Origin of the sequence: Pseudomonas sp. PDM04, from assembly GCF_014851765.1 — a bacterium.
Taxonomy (GTDB): Bacteria; Pseudomonadota; Gammaproteobacteria; order Pseudomonadales; family Pseudomonadaceae; genus Aquipseudomonas.
In genome coordinates, this window is sequence record NZ_JACVAI010000004.1 from 62,062 (window position 1) to 88,835 (window position 26,774).

Sequence of the window (26,774 nt, forward strand, 5' to 3'; positions counted from 1 at the left end):
ATGAACAAGAACAATCGCCACCCTGCAGACGGCAAGAAGCCTGTCACCATTTTCGGTCCGGACTTCCCTTTTGCCTTCGACGACTGGATCGAACACCCCGCAGGCCTCGGCAGCATTCCTGCCCATCATCATGGCGCTGAAGTGGCGATCGTCGGCGCGGGCATCGCTGGCCTGGTGGCGGCTTACGAGTTGATGAAACTGGGGCTCAAGCCCGTCGTCTACGAAGCCTCGAGAATGGGCGGGCGCCTGCGTTCCCAAGCGTTCAATGGCGCCGAAGGCATCATTGCCGAGCTCGGCGGCATGCGTTTCCCGGTGTCCTCCACTGCGTTCTATCACTACGTCGACAAGCTGGGCCTGGAGACCAAGCCGTTCCCGAACCCGCTGACGCCCGCCTCGGGCAGCACCGTGATCGACCTCGAAGGCAAGACCCATTACGCCCAGAAGCTGGCGGACCTTCCGGCCCTGTTCCAGGAAGTGGCTGACGCCTGGGCGGATGCACTGGAAGCCGGCTCGCAGTTCTCCGACATCCAGCAAGCGATTCGCGACCGTGACGTACCGCGCCTCAAGGAACTCTGGAACACCCTGGTGCCGCTGTGGGACGACCGCACCTTCTACGATTTCGTGGCCACCTCCAAGGCATTTGCCAAGCTCTCGTTCCACCACCGCGAAGTGTTCGGCCAGGTTGGCTTCGGCACCGGCGGCTGGGACTCGGACTTCCCGAACTCGATGCTGGAAATCTTCCGCGTGGTCATGACCAACTGCGATGACCACCAGCACTTGGTCGTCGGCGGCGTCGAACAAGTGCCGCTGGGCATCTGGCGCCATGTGCCGGAACGTTGCGTGCACTGGCCCGAGGGCACCAGCCTCAGTTCGTTGCACCGGGGTGCGCCGCGTTCCGGGGTGAAGAAGATCGCCCACGCGCCGAACGGCCGCTTCACCGTGACCGATACCTACGGCGACAGCCGCGAATACGCGGCGGTGCTGACCACCTGCCAGAGCTGGCTGCTGACCACCCAGATCGAATGCGACGAAACCCTGTTCTCACAAAAGATGTGGATGGCGCTGGACCGTACCCGCTACATGCAATCGTCGAAGACCTTCGTGATGGTCGACCGCCCGTTCTGGAAAGACAAGGACCCGCAAACCGGTCGCGACCTGATGAGCATGACCCTCACCGATCGCCTGACCCGTGGCACCTATCTGTTCGACAACGGTGATGACAAGCCGGGGGTGATCTGCCTGTCGTACTCGTGGATGAGCGATGCGCTGAAAATGCTCCCTCATCCAGTGGAAAAGCGCGTGAAGCTGGCACTGGACGCCCTGAAGAAAATCTATCCGAAGGTCGACATTGCCGCGCGGATCATCGGTGACCCGATCACCGTGTCCTGGGAAGCCGACCCGCATTTCCTCGGTGCCTTCAAAGGTGCACTGCCGGGGCACTATCGCTACAACCAGCGCATGTATGCGCACTTCATGCAGGATGGGATGCCGGCCGAGCAGCGCGGGATTTTCATTGCCGGCGACGATGTTTCGTGGACGCCGGCGTGGGTCGAAGGGGCGGTGCAGACCTCGCTCAATGCAGTCTGGGGCATCATGAAACACTTCGGCGGTGAAACTCACGCCGAGAACCCGGGTCCAGGAGATGTATTCAACGAGATCGGTCCGATCGCCCTGCCCGAGTAGGAGGAACCCCAAATGCGCGTAGCCCTTTACCAATGTCCACCGCTGCCCCTGGACGTCGCCGGCAATCTGCAACGCCTGCATCAACTGGCACAGGAGGCCAAGGGTGCCGACTTGCTGGTGCTGCCGGAGATGTTCCTGACCGGCTACAACATCGGCGTCGACGCCGTCAGCGTGCTGGCAGAGGTGTACAACGGTGAATCGGCCCAACAGATCGCCCGCATCGCCAAATCGGCCGGCTTAGCCATTTTGTACGGGTATCCCGAGCGCACCGAGGACGGGCAGATCTACAACGCCGTGCAGTTGATCGACGCAAACGGCGAACGCTTGTGCAACTACCGCAAGACTCACCTGTACGGCGACCTCGACCGCTCGATGTTCAGTGCCGGGCGGGATGATTTTCCGCTGGTGGAGCTCAACGGCTGGAAACTCGGCTTCCTGATCTGTTACGACCTGGAGTTCCCGGAGAACGCCCGGCGCCTGGCCCTGGCCGGTGCCGAGCTGATCCTGGTGCCAACGGCCAACATGGTGCCCTACGACTTCGTCGCCGACGTCACCGTGCGCGCCCGGGCCTTCGAAAACCAGTGCTATGTCGCCTATACCAATTACTGCGGCAGCGAAGGCGATATCCAGTATTGCGGCCAGAGCAGCATCGCCGCCCCCGATGGCAGCCGCATTGCCCAGGCCGGCCTGGACGAAGCGTTGATTGTCGGTGAGCTGGATCGCCAGTCGATGAGTGATTCCCGCGCGGCCAATCGCTACCTGCTCGATCGCCGTCCGGAGCTTTACGGCGAGCTGAACAAGCGCTGATCCGCTAGCATGGGCGCTTCTCTGTCCTGGAAGTGCTCATGGCCGCGTTGAATCCCCTCCGCCCCCACACCGAAACCCTGGCCAACGGCTTGCGGGTGACCTTGCGTCATGTCCCGGACTTGAAACGTTGCGCGGCGGCGTTGCGGGTGGCTGCAGGCAGCCACGACGTACCGCTGGCGTGGCCAGGCCTGGCGCATTTCCTTGAGCACCTGCTGTTTCTCGGCACCGAGCGTTTTCCTGCGCACCAGGGGTTGATGGCCTATGTCCAGGGTCATGGCGGCCAGGTGAATGCGCGGACCAGCGAACGCACGACCGACTTCTTTTTCGAGTTGCCTCCCCAGGCATTCAACGCCGGGCTCGAACGCCTGTCGGACATGCTCGCTCACCCGCGAATGAATCCGGAGGACCAGCAGCGGGAACGGGAAGTGTTGCACGCGGAATTTGTCGCCTGGTCGCAGGATGAGCGGGCGCAACAGCAGCAGGCACTGTTCGACGGGTTGTCGCCCAGCCATCCGTTGCGTGGCTTTCACGCGGGCAACCGTGACAGCCTGCCGGTGGCGCACGCGGACTTCCAGCAAGCGCTGAAGTATTTCCACCGGCGGTTTTATCAGACCGGGCAGATGACATTGAGCCTGGTCGGCCCGCAGAGCATCGAAGAACTGAGGCAACTGGCACTGGGGTTCGGCGCGGTGATGAGCGAGGGGAAAAACATCCCGCAAACCCAACCGATGCCGCTGATGGAATCTGCTGAGGGCTATTACCAGAAAGTCAGCGAGCACCGGCTCGACCTGCTGTTTGCCCTTGAAGGGCTGCCAGCGTCGTCGGGCGAAGCATTGGCATTTCTGTGCCAGTGGCTGAATGTCGCAAAACCCGGTGGGCTGTTGGCTCAATGGCGGGCCCATGATCTGGCCGGACATTTGAAAGCGCAGGTGCTGTATCGGTTTGCCGACCAGGCGGTGCTGCACATCGAAGTCACCACGACGGCAGCAGCGAGTGTGATTCGCCAGAAGCTGTTGGACTGGCTGGGCTTCTTTGCCGCCCAGCAGGACTGGGAACGGCTGCGCGAGGAATACGCCATCCTGCTGCAGCGTCAGCAACAGGTCAGCGGTGCGTTGCAACTGGCTCGGCTCGACAGTGAGCCACTTGAACCGGGTCTGTCCGGGCAAGGCGTTGCCGCGCTCAAACACGTCCTGAAAGCCATCGGCGCTGTGGATAACTTCAGCAACGAATGGCAACTGCCAGCGCCCAATCCGTTCTTGTGTGTCGAAGCACCTGCACCCAATGCCGGGCTGATTCGCGGACAAACCAGCAAACACCGCGGCCTGCGAACCTTTGCCCAGGACCGCTCGCGCAGCCGTCGGGAAAATTCGCCGATGCAATTCAGCCAGGCCTTGCCGGACCACACGGCGCAAGGTGCAATTTACCTGCGCTGGCGACTTGAGGCCCGCCCTCTGCCGCGCCTGCAACGGCACTTGGAAAACCTTCTGCAACCGCTGTGCGAAGAGGCACGCCAGGCCGGCGTTGAAGTGTCTTTCAGTGCATCCGGTCATGAATGGCTGCTGAAAATGATCGGGTTGCAGGAACCGATGCCGAGCGTGCTGGAGCAGGTGCTGAAAGACCTGACGACACCTCTCGATAACTTGCCAGAGCAAGAACCGAACAGCCCTGCGCTGATGCCCATCAGGCAACTGCTCAAGGCAATGCCCGATCAGTGCCTTGAACACACGGGGTCTTCTGATGATGCGCAGCACCTGTGGTCGAGCGCACGCTGGGAAGGTCTGGCCATCGGCTTGTCAGCGCAGACACAGGCGGCATTGGGGCGGGCCTTGAGCCGCGTGCCCGGTGTTGCCGACCATCAACCGTCCTGGCCCGCCTCGATCAACCGGCAACGGCTGTGGACAACCGTCGACACCGGCACGAGTGAACACGCGCTGTTGCTGTTCTGCCCGACGGCGACGGGGGACCTCTGCGACGAAGCCGCGTGGCGCCTGTTGGCGCTGGTCTTGCAGACGCCCCTCTATCAGCGTCTGCGTGTGGAACTGCAATTGGGTTACGCGGTGTTCAGCACCCTGCGCCAGGTCCAGGGGCAGACCGCCCTCCTGATCGGCGTGCAATCTCCAGACACCGCGCCATTGCAGTTGCTGGAACACATCGAACGCCTGCTCGGCGAACTGCCCGACCGGATCGAGGCGATGGACGAAGCCCTATTCGAGAACCAGCGCCAGGCGCTGGCCAACCAATTCGATCTGACCGTCCTGCCCCTGGACCAGGCCGCCGAACTGCTGTGGCAGGGCAAGATGGCTGGCCGCTCGTCGGATTATCTGACGCAGCTGACTTTGGCGATTCAGGCCATCGAGCGCCCACACCTGATCGCCGCCGCCCATCGGCTGGGCAACGCCGAGGGCGGCTGGCGCTGCCTGGCCAGCTGCTCGCAGCCGCCAGCGTCATGGCAAGCGACAAAATGATCGTTACCCCTGGTGCAATGAGCTTTTTCCGAGAATGCAGGCCACTCATTTGTAAATTTGAGTAACATAGCCACCTAACTATCTGAACATCTCCGGTCGGAGGTGGACTATATGTATAGATCTCAACCGTCCCATCACCCAAGGAGCGCTCCCATGTCCTGGTCCAAACCTGCATACACCGACCTGCGTATCGGCTTTGAAGTCACCATGTACTTCGCCAGCCGCTAAGGCCTGACGTTGTAGATAGAAAGCGATGTGCAACGCCTCGGTTTACCGGGGCGTTTTTATTTTCAGCGTTGAAATGATGGAGCGTCCATGTTTGTCCAGATCCTAGGTTCCGCTGCCGGCGGCGGTTTTCCCCAGTGGAACTGCAACTGCGTGAACTGCGCGGGCTTTCGCGACGGCAGCCTGAATGCCAGGGCACGCACCCAGTCGTCCATCGCGATTTCCGATGACGGCATCAACTGGGTCCTGTGCAACGCCTCGCCGGACATCCGCGCCCAGCTCCAGAGCTTTACCCCGATGCAACCGGGCCGGGCCCTGCGCGACACCGGAATCAGCGCGATCGTGCTGATGGACAGCCAGATCGACCACACCACCGGCCTGCTCAGCCTGCGCGAGGGTTGCCCGCACAACGTCTGGTGCACCGACATGGTCCACGAGGACCTGAGCACCGGTTTTCCGCTGTTCACCATGCTGACCCACTGGAACGGCGGGCTGAGCTGGAACCGCATCGAACTCGACCGCAGCTTCACCATCCCGGCCTGCCCCAGTCTGCGGTTCACTCCGCTGCCGCTGCGCAGTGCGGCGCCACCCTACTCGCCGCACCGCTTCGATCCGCACCCGGGCGACAACATCGGCCTGATCGTCGAAGACCTGAACACTGGCGGCAAACTGTTCTACGCCCCGGGCCTGGGCAAGGTCGACGCGCCGCTGCTGGAAATCATGGCAGGCAGCGATTGCCTGCTGGTGGACGGAACGCTGTGGGACGATGACGAAATGCAGCGCCGCGGCGTCGGCACCCGCACCGGCCGTGAAATGGGCCACCTGGCGCAGAACGGCCCCGGCGGCATGCTGGAGGTGCTTGAACAATTGCCCGGACAGCGCAAGGTGCTTATCCACATCAACAACACCAACCCGATACTCGATGAAGACTCGCCGGAGCGGGCGGAACTGGTTCGGCGAGGCGTTGAAGTGGCGTATGACGGGATGAGTATTGTTCTGTAAGACGCCAGACCAGACACCGCGAATCCAAGGATTTGCAACGGAGCACCAAGATGACCGACACCCCATTGACCCCCGCCGAATTCGAGGCCGCCCTGCGCGCCAAGGGCGCTTACTATCACATCCATCACCCCTACCACGTGGCGATGTATGAAGGCCGCGCCACCCGCGAACAGATCCAGGGCTGGGTTGCCAACCGCTTCTACTATCAGGTGAACATTCCCCTGAAGGACGCCGCGATCCTGGCCAACTGCCCGGATCGCGAGATTCGTCGCGAGTGGATCCAGCGCCTGCTCGACCATGACGGTGCTCCCGGCGAAGACGGCGGCATCGAAGCCTGGCTGCGCCTGGGCCAGGCCGTCGGTCTCGATCCGGATCAACTGCGCTCCCAGGAACTGGTCCTGCCCGGCGTGCGTTTTGCCGTGGACGCCTACGTCAACTTCGCCCGTCGCGCCAGTTGGCAGGAAGCCGCCAGCAGCTCGCTGACCGAGCTGTTCGCGCCGCAGATCCACCAATCGCGCCTGGACAGCTGGCCGCAGCATTACCCGTGGATCGACCCGGCCGGCTACGAGTATTTCCGCACTCGCCTGGGCCAGGCGCGCCGCGATGTGGAGCACGGCCTGGCGATCACCTTGCAGCACTACACGACACGCGAGGGCCAGGAGCGCATGCTGGAAATTCTCCAGTTCAAACTGGATATTCTTTGGAGCATGCTCGATGCCATGAGCATGGCCTACGAACTGAACCGCCCGCCGTATCACAGCGTGACCGGGCAGCGGGTCTGGCATAAAGGAATCAACCTATGAGTTTCGATCGCAGCAAAACCCCGGCCTGGCGCCCCGGCTACCGCTTCCAGTACGAACCGGCGCAAAAGGGCCATGTGCTGCTGTATCCCGAAGGCATGATCAAACTCAACGAAAGCGCCGCGCTGATCGGCGGCTTGATCGACGGCCAGCGTGATGTCGCGGCGATCATTGCCGAACTGGACCAGCAGTTCCCCGGCGTGCCCGAGCTCGGTGAGGACATCGAGCAATTCATGGAGGTCGCCCGTGCTCAGCACTGGATCGAACTTGCCTGACTCCGTGTCGGACAAGTTACCGCCCAAACCGCAAATCGGCCTGCCACTGTGGCTGCTGGCCGAGCTGACGTATCGCTGCCCGCTGCAATGCCCTTACTGCTCCAATCCACTGGATTTCGCCGAGCAGGGCAAGGAACTGAGCACCGAGCAGTGGATCAAGGTGTTTCGCGAAGCGCGGGAAATGGGCGCAGCGCAGTTGGGGTTTTCCGGCGGTGAACCGCTGGTGCGCCAGGACCTCGCCGAGCTGATTGCCGAGGCGCGCCAGCTGGGTTTCTACACCAACCTGATCACCTCCGGAATCGGCCTGACCGAGCAGAAAATCAGCGACTTCAAGAAAGCGGGCCTGGACCATATCCAGATCAGTTTCCAGGCCAGTGATGAGCAGGTGAACAACTTGCTGGCCGGCTCGAAAAAAGCGTTCGCGCAGAAGCTGGAAATGGCCCGCGCGGTAAAAGCCCACGGCTACCCGATGGTGCTGAATTTTGTCACCCATCGGCACAACATCGACAAGATCGACCGGATCATCGAGTTGTGCATCGCACTTGAGGCCGACTTCGTCGAACTCGCGACCTGCCAGTTTTACGGTTGGGCGCAGCTCAATCGGGTCGGTCTGTTGCCGACCAAGGAGCAACTGGTTCGCGCCGAACGGATCACCAATGAATACCGCGCCAGGCTGGAAGCCGAAGGGCACCCCTGCAAGCTGATATTCGTCACTCCGGATTATTACGAAGAACGCCCGAAAGCCTGCATGAATGGCTGGGGCAGTATTTTTCTGACGGTGACACCGGACGGCACCGCCCTGCCCTGCCACGGAGCCCGACAGATGCCTGTGCAGTTTCCCAATGTGCGCGACCACAGCATGCAACACATCTGGTACGACTCCTTTGGCTTCAACCGCTTCCGCGGTTATGACTGGATGCCCGAACCGTGCCGCTCCTGCGATGAAAAAGAGAAAGACTTCGGCGGCTGTCGCTGCCAGGCCTTCATGCTCACCGGTGACGCCAGCAACGCTGACCCGGTGTGCAGCAAGTCGCCGCATCACGGCATGATTCTCCAGGCCCGCGAAGAAGCCGAGCATGCCACCCAGACCATCGAACAACTGGCCTTTCGCAATGAACGAAACTCACGACTCATCGCCAAAAGCTGAACTCAGCGCCGCAAAAGCCGTGGCCGCCGGTGTCGACTTCGCCGAACTGCAGGTCGGGCGGCATGGCCTGTTCTGGAATGAATACCGCCCCGAGGACGCTGCGTGCCGGATCTGGCATTGGCGTGACGGCCAGGCGCACTGCCTGACGCCAGCCGGTTTCAGCGTGCGCAGTCGCGTGTACGAATACGGTGGTGGAGCCTTCTGTCTGACGGACGACGCCATCGTCTTCGTCAACGAGGCGGATCAGCAACTGTATCGCCAGTCGCTGGAAGGCGAGACGCCCGTGGTACTGACGTCCGGCGAATGCCGGTATGGCGACCTGAAGTTTGCCCACGGCCAGGTGCTGGCGGTTGAAGAACAGCGTGATCGCCATCGCCTGGTGGCCATCGATCTGGCAGACGGGGCGCGTCACGTGTTGGCCGAGGGTGCGGATTTCTATGCGGCACCGACACTGAGCCCCGACGCGCAGCGCTTGGCCTGGATCGAATGGAGCCGTCCGGAGCAGCCATGGACCGCCACGCGCCTGATGGTTGCCGAACGCGTGAGTGGCGGTTTCGCTCAAGCGCGTTGCGTGGCCGGCGACGCGTTTCAGGAGTCGTTGCAGCAGCCTCGATTCGACGAGCGCAGTCGACTGTATTGTCTGACGGATCGCGACGGTTACTGGCAGCCCTGGATGGAGTCATCAGACGGTCTGCGCCCGTTACCCGGCGTGGCAGCTGACCATGGGCCGGCGCCCTGGCAATTGGGTGGCTGCACCTGGTTGCCGCTCGGAGAAAGCACCTACCTGGCCACTTGGACCGAAGAGGGGTTCGGCCGCCTGGCCCTGTGCGGTGACACCGTTGAAGAGTTCACGGGCGACTACAGTCGTTTCCGTCACCTCGCCATCGATGAACACTTCATCTACGGCATCGCCGCCTCTCCCGTCAGCCCTTCCGCCGTCATCGCCATCGAGCGCCGCACCGGTCAGGCCAACGTCCTGGCCGGGGGTGTGGCGCCACTGCCCGTCGACCAGATCAGTGTCCCGCAGACCCTGCGTTATCCGAGCGGATCGGGCGAGGCTCACGGGTTCTTTTATCCGGCGATGTCTGGCGAGGCAAAACCGCCGCTGGTGGTCTTCATCCACGGCGGACCGACGTCGGCCTGCTACCCGGTGCTTGATCCGCGCATCCAGTACTGGGCGCAACGCGGCTTCGCCGTGGCCGACCTGAACTACCGTGGCAGCAGCGGCTACGGCCGGGCTTATCGCCAGGCGTTGCATTTGAGTTGGGGTGACGTGGATGTGGAGGACGCCTGTGCGGTGGTCACGCACTTGGCCGAGCGCGGACTGATCGATGGCGACAAGGCCTTCATTCGCGGCGGCAGTGCCGGTGGCTACACCACGTTGTGCGCCCTGGCATTCAATAAGGTGTTTCGTGCCGGCGCCAGCCTCTATGGTGTCAGCGACCCAGTGGCCCTGGGCCGGGTGACCCACAAGTTCGAGGGTGACTATCTGGACTGGTTGATCGGCGACCCCGACAAGGACGCCGAGCGGTATGCCGCGCGAACGCCCCTGCTGCATGCGGGGAACATCAGCGTACCGGTGATCTTCTTTCAGGGGGAACTCGACGCAGTCGTCGTGCCGCAGCAGACAAGCGACATGGTCGAGGCGCTGGAGCAAAACGGCATTCTGGTTGAAGCGCACTATTATGCGGACGAACGTCATGGCTTTCGCAAGGCCGGCAACCAGGCTCATGCACTGGAACAGGAATGGATGTTTTATCGGCGGGTGATGGCGTTGGCGGGCTGAAGTCCGGGTTGCAAGCAGGCGTGGCGGCGCCTTATTCGCGAGCAAGCCCGCTCCCACCGTTGACCGAATTCTCTCAGAGGGAATGCGGTCAAATGCGGGACGGGCTTGCTCGCGAAAGCGATCTAGCGACTGCTACACCTTTCAGCGCTTGGCAATGATGTAAACCGCATGCACGATCCCAGGGATGTAACCGCACAACGTCAGCAGAATGTTCAGCCAGAATGCGCCGCCGAAGCCGACTTGCAGAAACACACCCAGTGGCGGCAGCAGAATGGCGATGATGATGCGAATGAAATCCATGGGGCAGCTCCTGATTTGAAGTGGGCTCTTGCGAGCCGTACAGCTAATCGACCTGCACCGTTCGTCAGGGTTCAGTTCGCACCCTCAAGCCAGTATTTCAAGCCCATGTTTCTGGACGATGCTCAATAGTTTGAGCGCCATGCCGCTTGGCTGCTTGGCACCGGCTTCCCATTGCTTGACGGTCGAAGCGCTGGTGTTCAGGTAACGTGCAAAAACCGGCTGGCTGACATTGTTGCGCTCGCGCAATGCCTTGATCTGGTCCGCCGGGATTGCGTCCGGGACATTCGCCAGGCAAGACTCATCGAACTCACGCATGGTGGCCTTGCTGATGGCGCCGATGGCGTAGAGGGCGCTGGCGGATTCGTGCACCGACTCCAATGCCTCACTCTTGAATTTTCTAGTCATGAGATATCTCCAAAAACTCCTTTTTATCCAACAGGTACTGGATCTGCTGCTCTGTCAGCGCTTCGTAGGTCTTCGCCACTTTCCGAAAACCGACTAGATCAGCCTGACTGATATTGCTTTGATCCTTCTTTGCATACAGGAACTGGTAAACCCAGTAATTTCCGCCCTTGGCCACGACAATCGAGCGATGACGATTGGCATTCAAGCGCTTCTTCCAGACCCCGCCGCCAAGGCTTTCAGCCTGTCCCCTCAGCATTTCGGTGAAGGCATCCAGTAGTTCATCGTCACCAATCCATGCCTTACCCGCTTGCACTGCAAACCGTTTTGTCTTGAACAATCTGGGTGGTAAAGGCATCCCTTCCTCCAACAAACATACCACTGAGTGGTATAGATATCAAAACCCGCTCAACAAGCTTGTTGTGTCGCCGGAGTCGGCACTCCTTGCCGACGCCCACTAAAAAGCCACCGATTGCGCTACGGCTCAAGTCCGGAATGTCAGTCGGAAAAACACCGAGACAAAAAAACGCCCCACGTCAAAAGAATCAAACGTGGGGCGACGCGTTATTACCGCGAGACGGTTCGGACATTCGTGCAGGATTCATCTGATCAGACGGCAATCCCTTTGCGGCATTGCAGTTGTGCGGTACGCACGCGGGAAAAGGCGCGGGCCAGGCGCAGGAGCATTTCATCGATGTTGGCAGTGCTGACGGTGAGCGCCGGGGTGAAACGCAGGCAATCCGGTTGCGGCGCGTCCAGCAGCAGACCTTCGGACATCGCGGCCTTGACCACCGCGCGCGACGAATCATCGGACAGGGTCAAGCCCCACAGCAGGCCTTGCCCGCGCAGTTCGCCATGAGCATACCGGTGAGCCAGTCGCACCAGGCCTTCGCGCAGGTGTTCACCGGTTTGCGCGACATGCTTGAGAAACCCCTTGTCCTGGACGCTGCCCAGCACCGCCAGACCGGCCGCCGTCATCAGGGCGTTGCCATGATGGGTGCCCGTCAATTCGCCCACTTGGAAACAGCAGGCCTTGCCCCGGGCCAGCAATGCCGCCAACGGCACGCCACCACCCAGCCCTTTGCCGAGCACCACGATATCTGCCCGCACGCCGTAGGACTGTTCCGCGAGCAAGCTGCCAAGGCGACCGACCCCGGTTTGCACCTCGTCGAGGATCAGCAGAATGCCCAGTTCGCGGCACAGACGCTCGACGCCTTTGAGGTAATGCTCGGTGGCAACAATCACTCCGGCTTCGTTCTGTATCGGTTCGAGCATGATCGCGACGGTCCGGGCGTCGACGGCGGCATGCAGTGCAGCCAGATCGTTGAACGGCACATGGCTGAAGCCCGGCAGTTGCGGTTCGAAGCGGTTGGTCAGGTTGGAACTGTCCGACGCCGGAATCGTCCCGAGGCTACGCCCATGACACCCTTTGTTCGCCACGATGATCCGCGAAGCGCCACCTCGATGCAGCTGGCCCCATTTGCGTGCCAGTTTGATCGCCGCTTCACAGGCTTCACTGCCGCTGTTGAGCAGGTACGCCTGATCGCTGCCGGTGCTGGCGCACAAGCGTTCGGCGAGGTTGAGCATGCCGCGGTTATGCAGGCCGAACCCCGGATTGATCAGCGATTGCGCCTGGGCAGCAATGGCGTTGACCAGCACCGAAGGGCTGTGTCCAAGGCTGTTGGCACCGCCACCCTGGGAGAAATCAAGGTAAGCGCGATCCTCACTGTCCCACAGCCACGAACCCTGGCCGCGCAGGAACACCTGCTTGGGCCGCTCGACGCTGGGCATCAGGCATTCGCTGGACAGGTTGTCGCCCTTGGAGGGCACGAAATCGTCAGCGTACAAGTCATCAAGGCTGGGCGTGCTGCGCCGGAGGCTGAACAGGTTCATCCGGAAAAACCTCGCTTGAGGTTTTTTGTCTTACCTATGCAAACACGCTTTCGGTGAAGGGTATTCATCGCGCTCTTTGGCCCTGTAAGCCTTGTGAATGCGGTTAGACTAGGCGCATGGCGGGCCTTGGGCCATTTCGATTTCCCAGTATTTTCGATAAGCAGAACTTATGGATTTCAAGCAACTGCGTTATTTCGTCGCGGTCTACGAAGAAGGGCATGTCGGCCGGGCTGCCGAGCGCCTGTCGATCTCTCAGCCGGCGCTGTCGCAGCAGATCCGCCAGCTTGAAAAAAACCTCGACCTCAGCCTGTTCGAGCGCAGCAGCAAGCGTCTGTTGCCGACCCTGGCCGCACACACGCTGTACAACCATGCCCTGCCGCTGCTCGACGGTTTGCAACGGGCACGCGAAGCCCTTGGCAACTTCAAGGGGCAGGCGTTGCGTACCCTGGCCATCGGCGTGCTGCAGACCGTGCACACCAGTCTCGTGCCGCAGATGCTCGAGCGGGTGCGCAAGGCGCAGCCGCATCTCGTGGTGCAGATCTATGAACTGTCGGGACTGGAGATCGAGCGACGGTTGCTCAACGGCTCGCTGGACATCGGCATCAGCTACCTGCCTCCCCGGCAGCCCGGTTTACATGGCGTGATGCTGTACGAAGATGAACTGACCCTCGTCATCCCGGAGGATCATCCATTGCGCGAATTCAAGAAGGTTTCCATGGCCCAGGCAGCCGAGTTGCCGATGTTGCTGCTGGGTGAAGAGTTTCAGGTGCGGCAGATCTGGCAGACGCAACTCGCCAGCCTGGGGCGGCGCCCCCACGTACAGGCGGAGCTGAACAACATGGCGGGGATTCTCGACAGCCTGCCCCACACCCGTCTGGCGACGGTTCTTCCGGGGCGTTCGCAAAAGATGCTCGGCCACCAGGCGCTGCTGTGGAAGCCGCTGACCGAACCGAGGGTGCCGCTGAAAGTCGGGCTGGTGTGCCGCGATGTGCAACGTCAACAGGCATCCATGACCCTGTTGCGGACATTGCTCGAAGAAGTGATGAGTGCCACGGACGAACGCTCGATCACCCTGGATGGGCTGAGCTGAACACTTTTCTGCAGGCATAAGAAAACCCCGCCGAAGCGGGGCTTTGCAGACTGTTTCCCTGACATCCATTTCACTCCGCCATCCTGGCAGAATCCTACGTGTCCGTGTTGTTACTTTGCGCTTCCTGCGCGACGTCCATGAGAAGTAGATTAGCCGTGGATCCAATCTGCATCTATGGGAGATGAGCAGCACGTCATGTAAGAGAATGCTTACATGACGCCTTGCGATCAGAACTGCGCGGCATCCAGCAGGAACAGCGACTCACTGCCGGCTTTCACCGAAGCACTCAACGAATGAATGCGCGGCAGCAGGCGTGCGAAATAGAACCGCGCCGTACCGACTTTGCTCGCGTAGAAATCTTCCTGCGCCTCCTTGCCCAAGGCAGCCTTGGCCATCAACGCCCACATGTAAGCGTAAGCGACATAACCGAAGGTTTGCAGGTATTCCACCGAGGCCGCGCCGATTTCGTTCGGATTGCTCTTCGCCCGATCCAGCAACCACGCGGTCAATTCATCGAGCGTGGTCAGCGCCTCGTTCAGCGGTTTGGTGAACTCGGACAGATCGGCACTGGCCGTCGCGGTGAAATGACGAATCTCGTCGGCGAACAGTGTGTAGAACGCCCCGCCACTGCCAACGACCTTGCGCCCGACCAGGTCCAGCGCCTGGATACCGTTGGTACCTTCGTAGATCTGGGTGATGCGTACGTCACGCACCAGTTGTTCCTGGCCCCACTCGCGGATGTAACCGTGACCGCCGAACACTTGTTGCCCGTGAACGGTGGTTTCCAGCCCCAGGTCGGTGAGGAATGCCTTGGCGACCGGCGTCAGCAACGCGACCAGGTCTTCCGCGCGCTTGCGGGTGGCCGCGTCCTCGCTGAACTTGGCGGTGTCCAGTTGCATGGCCACATAAGTCGAGAACGCCCGGCCGCCTTCGTTCGAGGCTTTCATGGTCAGCAGCATGCGACGCACGTCCGGGTGGACGATGATCGGATCGGCCACCTTGTCCTTGTTCTGCGCGCCAGTTGGCGAACGGCTTTGCAAACGGTCGCGGGCGTATTCGACGGCGTTCTGATAGGAACGCTCACCCGTGGCGAGGCCCTGGATACCCACCCCCAGGCGCTCGTAGTTCATCATCGTGAACATCGCCGCCAAACCTTTGTTCGGCTCGCCGACCAGATAACCCACGGCTTCGTCGAAGTTCATCACACAGGTCGCGGACGCCTGAATACCCATCTTGTGTTCGATCGAGCCGCAGTTCGCCGGGTTGCGCGCGCCCAGGCTGCCATCGGCATTGACCATGAACTTCGGCACCAGGAACAGCGAAATGCCTTTCGGCCCGGCCGGTGCATCCGGCAGTTTCGCCAGCACCAGGTGAATGATGTTCTCGGTCAGGTCGTGCTCGCCGCCGGTAATGAAGATCTTGGTACCGCTGACCTTGTAGGAACCATCGGCCTGAGGCTCGGCCTTGGTGCGAATGATCCCCAGGTCCGTCCCGGCGTGAGGCTCGGTCAGGCACATCGAGCCGGCCCAGATACCGGCGTACATGTTCGGCAGGTATGCGGCCTTCAGCTCTTCGCTGGCATGGGCGTTGATCGACAGGCAGGCACCGGCAGTCAGCATCGGGTACAGGCCGAACGACAGGCTGGCCGAGTTGACCATTTCCTCGACCTGGGCCGACACCGCCTTGGGCATGCCCATGCCACCGTAGGCCGGATCGCCGCCGACACCGACCCAGCCACCTTCGGCATAAGTCTGATAAGCCTGTGGGAAACCTGCCGGCGTGGTGACGGCACCCTCCGCCCAATGACAACCTTCTTCGTCCGCCGCGCGGCTCAGCGGAGCGACGCTTTTGCTGGTGACCTTGCCGGCTTCTTCAAGAATGGCTTCAACGGTTTCCGCGTCGACGGTGTCGGCCAGTGCAGGCAACTCGGCCCAGAGTTTGGCGACCTCGAACACTTCATTGAGGACGAAGCGCATATCGCGCAGGGGCGCTTTGTAGTCAGCCATGGCAAACCTCGCAGGATCTTATACAGGTGATTCGTAGGAAGAGTGTCTCGTTGGGCTCGAGTGTAACCCAACAACTTTTGCGACACATAGGGTCAGCTAGTGACCCTTTTGTAATTTTTAGTCATTGCGCTTTTATGACGATCGAACGCACTCGCGGCCCCTTCGAATCACCGAAAGGACCGCGATGCCATTAACGCCCTGGCGTCAAAGCGCAAACGACTCCGCTGGCAGCGTCATCAGGCAATCGCTCCCCGCTTCGATGGCGGCGCGGTGGGCCGCAGTACGCGGCAGCAGGCGCTTGAAGTAAAACGCGCTGGTCGCCAGTTTGCCCCGATGGAAGTCGGCATCGCCGTCGCCTGCCTCCAACTGCGCCTGCGCCACCAGGGCCATGCGCAACCACAGGTAGGCCAGGATGATGTAACCGCTGTACATCAGATAGTCCACGGACGCAGCGCCGACTTCGTCCGGGTTTTTCATCGCCGCCATGCCAACCCGGGTGGTCACTTCACCCCACTGCTGGTTCAGCTCATTGAGTTGCGCCACATAGCTGCCGAGTTGCGCATGTCCGGCGTTCGCCGCGCAGAACTTGTGGACGATGCGGGTGAAACCACGCAACAGCTTGCCCTGGCTGCCCAGCACTTTTCGCCCCAGCAGATCCAGTGCCTGGATGCCGTTGGTGCCTTCGTAAATCGGCGCGATCCGGCAATCGCGCACCAACTGCTCCATGCCCCATTCACGAATGAAGCCGTGACCGCCGAACACTTGCATGCCGTGGTTGGTCACTTCCAGCCCGGTGTCGGTCATGAAGGCCTTGCAGATCGGTGTCAGGAAGGCCAGCAGGTCTTCGGCGTCCTGACGCGCCGTTTCGTCCGCACTCAAATGCGCGACATCCAGAAGCTGTGCGGTGAAGTACGTCAGCGCGCGGTTGCCTTCGTTGAAGGCCTTCATCGTCAGCAGCATCCGGCGGACGTCAGGGTGGACGATGATCGGATCAGCCGCTTTCTCTGGCGCTTTCGGGCCGGTCAGCGCGCGCATCTGCAGACGGTCGTTGGCGTACCTGATCGCGCCCTGGAAGCTCGCCTCACCGAGGCACAGGCCCTGCATCCCGGTGCCGAGGCGCGCATGGTTCATCATGGTGAACATGCAGTTCAGGCCCTTGTTCGGTTCACCGATGAGAAAGCCCCTGGCTTCATCGAAGTTCAGGACGCAGGTGGCCGATGCCTTGATGCCCATCTTGTGTTCGATCGAACCGCAGGAAACGCCATTGCGCTCACCTGCTTCACCGTGAACATCGGGCAGGAACTTGGGAACGATGAACAGCGAAATGCCTTTGGTCCCCGCCGGAGCGTCCGGCAGTTTCGCCAGCACCAGGTGCACGATGTTGTCACTCAGGTCGTGCTCGCCGGCGGAGATGAAGATCTTGCTGCCGGAGATCGCGTAACTGCCGTCGGCGGCCGGCACGGCGCGGGTCTTGATGATGCCCAGGTCTGTACCGCAATGGGCCTCGGTCAGGCACATGGTGCCGGTCCATTGGCCGGCAGTCAGCTTGCTCAGATAAGTGGCTTTTTGTGCATCGGTGCCATGGGCGTGGATGGCCGACATTGCCCCATGGGTCAGGCCGGGGTACATGCCCCAGGAGGTGTTGCTGGAGCCGACCATCTCGCTGATGACCAGTCCCAGGGAACTGGGAAGACCCTGGCCGCCATAGGCGGGATCTGCCGCCAGCCCGTGCCAGCCACCCTCCACGTATTGGGCGAATGCCTGCTTGAAGCCCGCCGGGGTCGTCACCACGCCATTGTCGAAATGACAGCCTTCCTCGTCACCGCTGCGATTGAGCGGTGCGAGCACGTTCTCGCAGAATTTCGCGCCCTCTTCGAGGATCGCATTGACCATGTCCGGGCTGGCCTCGGTGGCGCCCAGCGCCGCATAGCTGCCGTGGAAATCGAAGACATGGTCGATCAGAAAGCGCATGTCGCGCAGGGGGGCCTTGTACTCGGGCATGGTCATTCCTCCGGTAGCCGATGCCTAAACCTACTGCCGCCGGTCCCACCCCACAATCACAGTCCAGACGCTGAATGCGCCATCATCACTCAACCGACAGCCGTCTCCGTGCGCACTGCGCCGCGGCGGTTCTGCCCATAGGCCATCACACAGTTTCGCCCGGCCCCCTTGGCTGCATAGAGGGCTTCGTCGGCGGACTTGAGCACCTTCTCCGGGTTGCGCTGGTCCACGCGCTCGGCGACGCCGATGCTGACGGTGACCGATACCGTGGACGCAGCGGAACCGGAACGGCGCTGGCGGCCTTGCTGGTCGTCCTGGGGACGGCTGTCCTGGTTACGCAGGTGAATACTGTAGGTCTCGATCGATTCGCGGATGACTTCCAGGTGCGGCAGGCACTCCTCGAGCGTCTTGCCCGCGAACACCAGGGCAAATTCCTCGCCCCCGTAGCGATACGCCCTGCCGCCACCGCCGATTTTCGACAGTTTGCTGGCCACCAGCCGCAGCACCTGGTCGCCGACATCGTGTCCGTGGGTGTCGTTGAATTTCTTGAAGTGATCGACATCGCTCATCGCCAGCACGTAGTTACGCCCCAGCCGTTGCATGCGCTCGTTCAACGCACGGCGACCCGGCAGGCCGGTGAGCTCGTCGCGGAAAGCCATTTGATAGGCTTCGTGAGCGACTGCCGCAGCGATCATCAACATCACCTGGCTGCACATGATGTTGAGGGTGAACGGCAGGATGAAGGTTTTCGGCAAGGCCCAGAACAGACCGAGCAGGCCGACCAGTTGTGCCGCGTGCAAGGGACGCGGGCTGCGCCAGTACTGCCAGCCCAGCAACAGGAATACGGCGAAGAACACCGGGTAGGACAACTGGATCAGACTCATCCAGGCACCGTGCAGGGCCGGCCAGCGGATTTCCGACAACCACATCAGCAACGGCTGCGGGTAACTTTGCTCCAGACCCAACGCCACACTGCCGACCGCCAGCAGCACGGCGAATCGCGCCACCATGTCCTGAAACAGATGGGTCCGCTCCTGCCACGCGGCGAACAGACCGAACATCAGCGGCAACAACAGGCAGCACAGGTGGAAAATCACCGCCGCGTCTTCGCGCACCCGGCCATTGTCGCGGTAGTAATCGGTCTGGGTATCCAGCAGGAAGTAGGCGATGTACACCGTGACCATCAGAAACAGCTCGCGCTGACGTCGGTAAACCGCGCAGTACGCGCCGCCCAGCAGCAGCACCAACGTAGGTAGCACGTTGAACAGTGAAGTGAAGAAGACGTTCAGATCCTTGACGTACGCCGCCGCCAGCCCCGAGAACAACAGCAGGAGAGACGGCAGGAAATGACTGAAACGTACAGCGGAAGAACGCGGCAAGGGTAAAGCTCCGACCCGTCAGATCAATAGATGGCAATGTGCCCACATACTTTAACGGCAGAACCCCCGACTTTCTGAGTCATTTAGTCAGGTTTTTTTAAGACTGCTGTGTAACGGGATGCAACCGTGCATCCCGGTGCTCCCATCGACAGTCAGAGATCGCTGCGGGAATGACCCGCAAGGGGCACTGGGACAGGGCCTGCACTTTCCTCCATACAGGTCTGTCAGGCAGATATCCATGAAACGGTGCAATGTCTCGGCCTCATCGGCGCTCAGGAACAAACGAGCGCAAAAAAAAACCGCTGCCCTCGAAGGGGCAGCGGTTTTCGATGAGACCGCCTTGAGGCTTAGTAGCCCAGGGCGAAGTCTTCTTCTTTCATGTCCATCAGGTTGTTGGCGCCCGACAGCATGGTTGCAACGTGAGTGCGGGTACGCGGCAGGATGCGCTGGAAGTAGAAACGCGCCGTCTGCAGCTTCGCCGTATAGAACGCGGTGTCGGTAGTGCCGGCCGCCAGTTTCTCGGCGGCCAGACGCGCCATGTCAGCCCAGAAATAGGCCAGGCAGGCGTAACCGGAATACATCAGGTAGTCCACGGAGGCCGCGCCGACTTCTTCGCGGTCTTTCATGGCGGCCATACCGACCTTCATGGTCAGCTCACCCCATTCCTTGTTCAATGCAGCCAGTGGTGCGACGAACTCTTGAACCGCTTCGTTGCCTTCGTTGCTCTGGCAGAACTTGTGAACGATCTTGGTGAAGCCTTTCAGGGCTTCGCCCTGGGTCATCAGCACCTTGCGGCCGAGCAGGTCGAGGGCCTGAATACCGGTGGTGCCTTCGTACAGCATCGAAATGCGGCTGTCGCGAACGTTCTGCTCCATGCCCCACTCGGCGATGAAACCGTGACCACCGTAGATCTGTACGCCGTGGTTGGCCGATTCGAAACCGACTTCGGTCATGAAGGCCTTGGCGATCGGCGTCATGAACGCCAGCAGCGCGTCGGCTTTCTTCTTCTCTTCTTCATCCACGCCGTATTTGACGATGTCGACCTGCTTGGCGGTGAAGTAGACCATTGCGCGGTTGCCTTCGGCGAACGCTTTCATGGTCAACAGCATGCGGCGCACGTCAGGGTGAACGATGATCGGATCAGCGGCTTTGTCCGGCGCTTTCGGGCCAGTCAGCGAACGCATCTGCAGGCGATCACGGGCGTATTTCAAGCCACCCTGGAAACCGATTTCAGCGTGGGCCAGGCCTTGCAGCGCGGTGCCCAGACGTGCGGTGTTCATGAAGGTGAACATGCAGTTCAGGCCCTTGTTCGCCGGGCCGATCAGGTAACCGGTGGCGGCGTCGAAGTTCATCACGCAGGTCGCGTTACCGTGGATGCCCATCTTGTGTTCGATCGATCCGCAGGACACGGCGTTGCGCGCACCGATCGAGCCGTCTGCGTTTGGCAGGAACTTGGGCACGATGAACAGCGAAATACCTTTGGTACCCGCCGGGGCATCCGGCAGGCGAGCCAGCACGATGTGGACGATGTTGTCGGCCATGTCGTGTTCACCGGCCGAGATGAAGATTTTGGTGCCGGAGACTTTGTAGGAACCGTCGGCCTGAGGCTCGGCCTTGGTCCGCAGCATGCCCAGGTCGGTGCCGCAGTGCGGCTCGGTCAGACACATGGTGCCGGTCCACTCGCCCGAGACCAGTTTGGTCAGGTAGGCATCTTGCTGCTCAGGGGTGCCGTGCTCGGAGATGGTGTTCATCGCGCCATGGGACAGGCCCGGGTACATGCCCCACGACCAGTTGGCTTCGCCGACCATTTCACTGACCGCCAGCCCCAGCGACTCAGGCAGGCCCTGACCGCCGTGCTCGACGTCGTGGGCCAGGCTTGGCCAGCCGCCTTCGACGAATTGCTTGTAGGCTTCCTTGAAACCGGTCGGGGTTTTAACCCCGGACTCGCTCCAGGTGCAGCCTTCGGTGTCACCCACGCGGTTCAGCGGTGCCAGCACCTGTTCACAAAACTTGGCGCCTTCTTCGAGAATGGCGTCAACCATGTCCGGAGTGGCGTCTGCGCAAGCCGGAAGGCTCTGATAGTGCGCTTCGTAGCCGAGCAGTTCGTCACGAACGAAGCGAATATCACGCAAGGGGGCCTTGTAGTCAGGCATAGCGATAAACCTCTGCTGATGTAACCGGGAATGAACGACCGCTTGTTTTGTTGTGACGGTCAAACAGTTGTTTGAAACATACGTTTACGCCTAAATCTTGTCAAGCGTCGATCTTTTGCCGTTCGTCATCACTGTGCGCGAATGTCGCACGCACGCGAACGGCACGACGCTGCGAAGGCGCGCGAGCGCACAGGAAAGTTTAGTGGGAGAAGAAGGACTTACACGCAAAAACGCCGCGACAGGTCGCGGCGTTGGCAGTGTGAATTCAGCGCAGAATCAGGCGAAGGTGTCGATCAGCGTGCCGAGCACTTCATCGGAAGCCTTGGCAACCTTGACGCCCGCCTCGACCTGAAACTTGCCCTGGGCCATTTCGACCATGTTGCTGCTCAGGTCCGATTGCTGGCTGCGATCGACAGAACGCAGGCGATCGACCTGGACTTCGGAAGACTGGCTGGTGACCGAACGCTCGATCGTATTGTTGGCGATCTGGCCAGACGCCTGATCGACACGGTTCTGCCCCGTCTGAATAGTGCTCAGACCGGCATAAAAAGCGGTGTTTCCTGAGATTTCCATGGGAGAACTCGTCCTGACAAAGGATCAACGGTGCTTATTGAAGCAGACATCGCGGCATAACGCTCGACAAAAACACTAATGGCACAGTGCCTTGTCATAGGCAAAACCATTGCCGCCAGGCGTCAGTCCAGCAGATCCAGTTGAAGGTGTTCGGCGACCGCTTCGGCCGTCAGCAGCTTGAGCTTAGGCACCCGGCCAAGGCACGGTGCGGGGATGCGTTCGGCCAGCGTGGCGAGGTTTTCTTCCAGGCGCGCCGTTTTGGCATCGATGATGTTGGCCACCCAGCCGGCCAGTTGCAAACCGTCCTGGGCAATGGCTTCGGCCGTCAGCAACGCATGGTTGATGCACCCCAACCGCACGCCGACCACCAGAATCACCGGCAGGCCCAGCGCCATGGCCAGGTCCGACAGGTTGTCCTGGTCTGCCAAGGGCACACGCCAGCCGCCTGCGCCCTCGATCAGGGTGAAATCGGCCTGCATGTCCAGAATCTGCCGCATCGGTGCCAGCAGCGATTGCACGGTCAACGCCACGCCCGCCTCCCGCGCCGCCAGGTGCGGCGCGATGGCCGGTTCGAACGCGACCGGATTGACCTGGGCATAGGTCAGCGGCAGCGAACATTCGGCCAGCAGTGCCAGTGCATCGGCATTGCGCAAGCCCTTGGGCGTGACGTCGCAACCCGAGGCCACCGGTTTACCCGCCGCCGTACTCAGCCCTGCCAACCTTGCCGCATGCAGCAGACCTGCGGCGACGGTGGTCTTGCCGACATCGGTGTCGGTACCGGTGATGAAATACGCTGCGCTCATAAGGGTTTCTCCAAAACGGCATACACCACTTGATAAGTCGCCGGCAGCCCAGGGGCCTGGCGAAACTGCTCATAAGCCTCCACCAGACCGAGAATCCGCGCCCGCCCGGTCAATCCACCGGGTCGCCCAGGGTTCAGGTTGTGCGCCCCCAACGCCTTCAGTTCATGGGTCAGGCTGCGCACATCCGGGTAATGCAGCACATGTGCCCGGGTTTGCAGACCCACGATCCGCAAACCGCTGGCGGCACACAGGTGCTGATAACCCTCGAACTCACGGAAGCGATTGACGTGGACCATGCCGTCCACTTGCCGCCAGCTGTCACGCAGCTCTGCCAGTGTGCCCACGCACAGACTAGCAAACGCGAAAATACCACCCGGTTTCAGTACACGCCGCGCTTCGCTGAGCACTGAGGCGAAATCGGCACACCACTGCACGGCCAGGCTGGAGAAAATCAGGTCACAGGTCGCTTCCCGCAGCGGCAGGCGCTCCGCATCGCCAGCGATGAAATGGGCGGCCCCGCCCAGCGGACGCGCGTGATTGAGCATGCCTTCGGCGATGTCCAGCGCCACGCCGTCGCCCTCGGGAAAGCGCGTGCTCAGCAACCGACTGAAATGCCCGGTGCCACTGCCCAGGTCGAGCCAGCGGCCCGGCACGAAGTCACGAGGCAATCGGCTCAGCAACTGATTGCCGACATCGCGTTGCAATTCGGCCACGCTGTCATAGCTGGCCGCCGCGCGGGAAAAGGAAGCCGCCACCTGACGCTTGTCCGGCAACGCGCCGGGCAGCTTTGGAAAGGATAAATCAGTCATCGCCGGACTCATGCAAAAAGGCCTGGATCGCACCCGCCACTCCGTGCGGGTCTTCCAGGAGAAACGCGTGGCTGGCCTGTTCAATCAGGCCGATTTCGACATCCGGCAGCAACGCCAGCAAATCACTCGCGGCCTCTGCCGGCACCAGGCCGTCGAGCCCGGCGAACAGGTGCATCTGCGGGCCGCGGAACGCTTGCAACGCCTGACGGGTATCCAGTTGTGCCAGCAATTCCAAACCACTCATCAATACCGCTGTCGCGGTATTGGGCGCACCGCCGAGCAGCAACCGTGACAGCCCGCGCGGGTCTTCGGCACCTTGGGCACAGAGCAGAGAAAAACGCTTGAGCGTCCCCCGTGGATCGGCAGCGCAGCCGGCCAGGAAGGCGTCGAAAGTCTCGCCGGGCATCGCACCCGGCCATTGCTCATGAGCAACAAACGAGGGATTGCTGGCCAGGGTCAGCAAGCCGCAGCAACGATCACCGCGCCGCGCCGCCAGCTCGGCAGCGAGCATGCCGCCCAGGGACCAGCCACCGAGCCAGGCGTCCTGTGGCACATTGGCGTCGAGCTCGTCGAGCCAGTCGCCAGGGTCACAGGATGTCAGTTCCGGCAGCGGTTCGATCTCGACCCGCAGGTGTTCGTCCAGCCCTTTGAGTGCGGCGGCCAATGGCTCCAGCGGAGAAATGCCGAGCCCCCAGCCGGGCAGCAGAATCAGGCGGTCACGCATGGCTTGGCTCCGGTCCCAAAGATTGAAAGCAATCGGCCAGTCCCTCTAACAATAGCTGCACCTGCGCCGCGCTGTGGGCGGCGGTCAGGGTCACGCGCAAGCGAGCGCTGCCGGCGGGCACGGTCGGTGGGCGGATGGCGGTCACCATCAACCCGCGTTCACGCAGCCCTTGGGACAGGCGCACCGCACGCCCGGCATCGCCGATCATGATTGGCTGGATCGGCGTGAAGCTGTCCATCAGCTCCAGACCGATCTGTTCCGCGCCTTGACGGAACTGCCGGATCAGCGCGTTCAGATGCTCGCGCCGCCAATGTTCAGTCCGCAACAATTCGAGGCTTTTCAGGGTCGCGCAAGCCAGGGCCGGCGGTTGGCTGGTAGTGTAGATGTAGGGGCGGGCGAACTGGATCAGGCTTTCGATCAGCTCCTCGCTGCCGGCCACAAAGGCGCCCGCCGTACCGAATGCCTTGCCGAGGGTGCCGACCAGCACCGGGACGTCATCCTGGCTCAGGCCGAAATGCTCGACGATCCCTGCGCCATTGGCGCCCAACGGACCGAAGCCGTGTGCGTCGTCGACCATCAGCCACGCGCCCCGGTCCTTGGCCTCGCGGGCCAGGGCCGGCAGGTCGGCGAGGTCGCCGTCCATGCTGAACACACCGTCGGTGACCACCAGTGTATTGCCGGTGGCCTTTTCCAGACGATTGGCCAGACTCGCCGGGTCGTTGTGCAGGTAGCGACTGAATCGCGCACCGGACAACAGCCCGGCATCGAGCAGCGAGGCGTGATTGAGCCGGTCTTCCAGCACGGTATCGCCCTGCCCCACCAACGCCGTGACAGCGCCGAGGTTGGCCATGTAACCGGTGGTGAACAGCAGCGCACGCGGACGCCCGGTCAAATCGGCCAGGGCTTCTTCCAGTGCATGATGCGGGCCGCTGTGGCCGATCACCAGGTGCGAGGCGCCACCACCGACGCCCCATTTCGCAGCGCCGGCGCGCCAGGCCTCGATCACCTGCGGGTGATTGGCCAGGCCCAGGTAATCGTTGTTGCAGAACGCCAGCAACGGCTGACCATCGACCACCACCTCGGGTCCCTGCGGGCTTTCGAGCAAGGGGCGTTGGCGGTAGAGGTTGTCGGCACGACGGGCAGCCAGGCGTGCAGCGAGATCGAAAGACATGCAGGCCTCGGACTGTCAGATTGCATAAATCAGGAACCCGATCTCATGTGGGAGCGGGCTTGCTCGCGAAAACGGTGTATCAGACGACATGAACGTGAGTGTCAGTCCGTCTTCGCGAACAGGCCCGCTCCCACATTCGATGTGTGTCGCGTCAAACCGCGGCGTTATAGAACATCTCGCTGCTCTTCTGCTCGACCAGTGCCTGCTCGATGGCGGCCTGGTGCACCTCATCGGCATGTTCCTCGCGGGCTTCCGGCAGGATGCCCAGACGCGAAAACAGTCGCATGTCCTTGTCGGCCTGCGGGTTGGCGGTGGTCAGCAGTTTTTCGCCATAGAAGATCGAGTTGGCGCCGGCGAAGAACGCCAGGGCCTGCATCTGCTCGTTCATGGCTTCGCGGCCGGCGGACAGGCGTACGTGGGATTTGGGCATCAGGATGCGCGCAACGGCGAGCATGCGGATGAAGTCGAACGGGTCGATGTCTTCGGCGTTTTCCAGCGGTGTGCCGGCCACTTTCACCAGCATGTTGATCGGCACCGACTCCGGATGCTCCGGCAGGTTGGCCAGCTGGATCAGCAGGTTGGCGCGGTCGTCGAGAGACTCGCCCATGCCGAGGATACCGCCGGAACAGATCTTCATCCCCGAATCCCGCACGTAGGCCAGGGTTTGCAGGCGCTCGCTGTAGGTGCGGGTGGTGATGATGCTGCCGTAGAACTCCGGGGAGGTATCAAGGTTGTGGTTGTAGTAGTCGAGACCGGCCTTGGCCAGCGCCTCGGTCTGCTCCTGATCGAGGCGGCCGAGGGTCATGCAGGTTTCCAGGCCCAGGGCCTTCACCCCTTCGACCATTTTCAGCACGTAGGGCATGTCTTTGGCCGACGGGTGTTTCCAGGCGGCGCCCATGCAGAACCGGGTCGAACCGATGGCCTTGGCGCGGGCGGCCTCTTCGAGGACCTTCTGCACTTCCATCAGCTTTTCTTTTTCCAGGCCGGTGTTGTAGTGACCGGACTGCGGACAGTATTTGCAGTCTTCCGGGCAGGCGCCGGTCTTGATCGAGAGCAGCGTGGACACCTGCACACGGTTGGCGTCGAAGTGCGCGCGGTGCACGGTCTGCGCCTGGAACAACAGGTCATTGAATGGCTGAACGAAGAGAGCTTTGACTTCGGCCAAAGACCAGTCATGACGCAGGGTGGCAGAGGTGCTGGCGCTCATGGGCGTTACCTTTATTTTAAGCAGGGCAAAGTTCTATGCTGGACTGACGACTGGGGCAGGGAATAACCCCAGA

At 61.5% G+C, this 26,774-nt stretch carries 24 protein-coding genes; 10 read left to right on the forward strand and 14 right to left on the reverse strand.

Annotated features, from left to right (window positions below):
- The 9 genes from IB249_RS16365 (at position 1) to IB249_RS16405 (ending at position 10,190) form a co-directional block, all read left to right on the forward strand.
- Positions 1-1,683: a flavin monoamine oxidase family protein gene (locus IB249_RS16365; protein ID WP_192306531.1), complete on the forward strand. Its 1,683-nt coding sequence runs from the start codon at positions 1-3 to the stop codon at positions 1,681-1,683.
- A gap of 12 nt (positions 1,684-1,695) precedes the next feature.
- The gene (locus tag IB249_RS16370; RefSeq protein WP_192306533.1) at positions 1,696-2,490 is read left to right on the forward strand and encodes a carbon-nitrogen hydrolase family protein; all 795 of its coding nucleotides are present in this window, start codon (positions 1,696-1,698) and stop codon (positions 2,488-2,490) included.
- A gap of 38 nt (positions 2,491-2,528) precedes the next feature.
- Complete coding sequence (gene pqqF / locus IB249_RS16375) at positions 2,529-4,955, forward strand: pyrroloquinoline quinone biosynthesis protein PqqF (protein ID WP_192306535.1); 2,427 nt, start codon at positions 2,529-2,531, stop codon at positions 4,953-4,955.
- Positions 4,956-5,108: 153 nt separating this feature from the next.
- Positions 5,109-5,183, forward strand: coding sequence for a pyrroloquinoline quinone precursor peptide PqqA (gene pqqA, locus IB249_RS16380; RefSeq protein WP_009045898.1), 75 nt, complete (start codon positions 5,109-5,111; stop codon positions 5,181-5,183).
- Positions 5,184-5,270: 87 nt separating this feature from the next.
- A complete protein-coding gene (gene pqqB / locus IB249_RS16385) occupies positions 5,271-6,182 on the forward strand; it encodes a pyrroloquinoline quinone biosynthesis protein PqqB (RefSeq protein ID WP_192306537.1) in 912 nt (303 codons plus the stop codon).
- Positions 6,183-6,232: 50 nt separating this feature from the next.
- Positions 6,233-6,985 carry a pyrroloquinoline-quinone synthase PqqC gene (pqqC, locus tag IB249_RS16390; protein ID WP_192306539.1) on the forward strand — a complete coding sequence of 251 codons (753 nt, stop codon included), beginning with the start codon at positions 6,233-6,235 and terminating at the stop codon, positions 6,983-6,985.
- Entirely contained in the window at positions 6,982-7,257 is a 276-nt protein-coding gene (gene pqqD, locus IB249_RS16395; protein WP_192306541.1) for a pyrroloquinoline quinone biosynthesis peptide chaperone PqqD, read from the forward strand. Before pqqC ends, pqqD begins: the two co-directional genes overlap by 4 nt.
- Positions 7,258-7,261: 4 nt before the next feature.
- On the forward strand, positions 7,262-8,404 hold the full coding sequence (pqqE, locus tag IB249_RS16400; protein ID WP_192307362.1) for a pyrroloquinoline quinone biosynthesis protein PqqE: 1,143 nt from the start codon (positions 7,262-7,264) through the stop codon (positions 8,402-8,404).
- Complete coding sequence (locus tag IB249_RS16405) at positions 8,370-10,190, forward strand: S9 family peptidase (RefSeq protein WP_192306543.1); 1,821 nt, start codon at positions 8,370-8,372, stop codon at positions 10,188-10,190. Before pqqE ends, IB249_RS16405 begins: the two co-directional genes overlap by 35 nt.
- 141 nt (positions 10,191-10,331) lie before the next feature.
- Here IB249_RS16405 and IB249_RS16410 read toward each other — a convergent pair whose 3' ends face one another.
- The 4 genes from IB249_RS16410 to IB249_RS16425 all read right to left on the reverse strand — a co-directional run bounded on the left by IB249_RS16410 (position 10,332) and on the right by IB249_RS16425 (position 12,785).
- On the reverse strand, positions 10,332-10,490 hold the full coding sequence (locus IB249_RS16410; protein ID WP_003228885.1) for a YqaE/Pmp3 family membrane protein: 159 nt from the start codon (positions 10,488-10,490) through the stop codon (positions 10,332-10,334).
- Between the two features lie 84 nt (positions 10,491-10,574).
- Positions 10,575-10,895: a helix-turn-helix domain-containing protein gene (locus tag IB249_RS16415; RefSeq protein WP_192306545.1), complete on the reverse strand. Its 321-nt coding sequence runs from the start codon at positions 10,893-10,895 to the stop codon at positions 10,575-10,577.
- Positions 10,888-11,250: a type II toxin-antitoxin system RelE/ParE family toxin gene (locus tag IB249_RS16420; RefSeq protein ID WP_192306547.1), complete on the reverse strand. Its 363-nt coding sequence runs from the start codon at positions 11,248-11,250 to the stop codon at positions 10,888-10,890. Before IB249_RS16420 ends, IB249_RS16415 begins: the two co-directional genes overlap by 8 nt.
- Positions 11,251-11,501: 251 nt before the next feature.
- Positions 11,502-12,785, reverse strand: a complete 1,284-nt coding sequence (locus tag IB249_RS16425; protein WP_192306549.1) for an aspartate aminotransferase family protein — start codon at positions 12,783-12,785, stop codon at positions 11,502-11,504.
- 169 nt (positions 12,786-12,954) lie between these two features.
- On the opposite strand from IB249_RS16425, the gene IB249_RS16430 reads away from it, so the two are divergent.
- Complete coding sequence (locus tag IB249_RS16430; protein ID WP_192306551.1) at positions 12,955-13,875, forward strand: LysR family transcriptional regulator; 921 nt, start codon at positions 12,955-12,957, stop codon at positions 13,873-13,875.
- Between the two features lie 227 nt (positions 13,876-14,102).
- Here IB249_RS16430 and IB249_RS16435 read toward each other — a convergent pair whose 3' ends face one another.
- The 10 genes from IB249_RS16435 to bioB form a co-directional block, all read right to left on the reverse strand.
- Positions 14,103-15,881: an acyl-CoA dehydrogenase C-terminal domain-containing protein gene (locus tag IB249_RS16435; protein ID WP_192306553.1), complete on the reverse strand. Its 1,779-nt coding sequence runs from the start codon at positions 15,879-15,881 to the stop codon at positions 14,103-14,105.
- A 204-nt stretch (positions 15,882-16,085) separates the two neighbouring features.
- Positions 16,086-17,882 carry an acyl-CoA dehydrogenase C-terminal domain-containing protein gene (locus IB249_RS16440; RefSeq protein WP_192306555.1) on the reverse strand — a complete coding sequence of 599 codons (1,797 nt, stop codon included), beginning with the start codon at positions 17,880-17,882 and terminating at the stop codon, positions 16,086-16,088.
- 89 nt (positions 17,883-17,971) lie between these two features.
- Positions 17,972-19,261 (reverse strand): GGDEF domain-containing protein, encoded by a 1,290-nt coding sequence (locus IB249_RS16445; protein ID WP_192306557.1) that lies wholly within the window; start codon positions 19,259-19,261, stop codon positions 17,972-17,974.
- Positions 19,262-19,608: 347 nt separating this feature from the next.
- Positions 19,609-21,414, reverse strand: coding sequence for a phenylacyl-CoA dehydrogenase (locus IB249_RS16450; RefSeq protein ID WP_192306559.1), 1,806 nt, complete (start codon positions 21,412-21,414; stop codon positions 19,609-19,611).
- 276 nt (positions 21,415-21,690) lie between these two features.
- Complete coding sequence (locus tag IB249_RS16455; RefSeq protein WP_192306561.1) at positions 21,691-21,987, reverse strand: pyrroloquinoline quinone biosynthesis protein PqqE; 297 nt, start codon at positions 21,985-21,987, stop codon at positions 21,691-21,693.
- A 122-nt stretch (positions 21,988-22,109) separates the two neighbouring features.
- A complete protein-coding gene (gene bioD / locus IB249_RS16460; protein ID WP_192306563.1) occupies positions 22,110-22,790 on the reverse strand; it encodes a dethiobiotin synthase in 681 nt (226 codons plus the stop codon).
- Entirely contained in the window at positions 22,787-23,599 is an 813-nt protein-coding gene (gene bioC, locus IB249_RS16465; protein ID WP_192306565.1) for a malonyl-ACP O-methyltransferase BioC, read from the reverse strand. Before bioC ends, bioD begins: the two co-directional genes overlap by 4 nt.
- Complete coding sequence (locus IB249_RS16470) at positions 23,592-24,323, reverse strand: alpha/beta fold hydrolase (RefSeq protein ID WP_192306567.1); 732 nt, start codon at positions 24,321-24,323, stop codon at positions 23,592-23,594. Before IB249_RS16470 ends, bioC begins: the two co-directional genes overlap by 8 nt.
- Positions 24,316-25,494: an 8-amino-7-oxononanoate synthase gene (gene bioF / locus IB249_RS16475; protein WP_192306569.1), complete on the reverse strand. Its 1,179-nt coding sequence runs from the start codon at positions 25,492-25,494 to the stop codon at positions 24,316-24,318. The genes IB249_RS16470 and bioF overlap by 8 nt, the downstream gene beginning before the upstream one ends.
- 151 nt (positions 25,495-25,645) lie before the next feature.
- A complete protein-coding gene (gene bioB / locus IB249_RS16480) occupies positions 25,646-26,701 on the reverse strand; it encodes a biotin synthase BioB (protein ID WP_192306571.1) in 1,056 nt (351 codons plus the stop codon).
- Positions 26,702-26,774 lie beyond the last annotated feature (73 nt).